The following is a 262-nucleotide window of genomic DNA, read 5'->3' as shown; positions in this document are numbered from 1 at the left end:
CACCGGGCTTTTGATTAGTTGCGTTATAACACTTTGATAATGTGATAGCCGAATTGTGTGTGCAGTGGGCCAGTTGGCTCCAGCACCGGGCAGGAGAAGACCACTTTATCAAACGCCGGGACCATCTGGCCCTGGCGGAACTCGCCTAAGTCACCACCGCGTTTGCCTGACGGGCAAATCGAGTGTTTCTTCGCCAGTTTGCCGAAGTCGGCGCCGTTTTTAATCTGTTCGAGCAGATCCTGTGCCAGTTTCTCTTCTTTAA

General features: G+C 52.3%; 1 protein-coding gene. It reads right to left on the bottom strand.

The window, feature by feature from the left end; translation table 11 throughout:
- Positions 1-23: 23 nt before the first annotated feature.
- On the bottom strand, positions 24-262 hold a 239-nt coding region (gene ppiC, locus RTW80_RS29670; RefSeq protein WP_312721711.1), incomplete at its 5' end, for a peptidylprolyl isomerase PpiC.

This window comes from Escherichia sp. AM3, from assembly GCF_032029835.1.
Classification (GTDB): Bacteria; Pseudomonadota; Gammaproteobacteria; order Enterobacterales; family Enterobacteriaceae; genus Escherichia; species Escherichia coli.
This window is presented reverse-complemented; position numbering and strand designations above follow the sequence as displayed.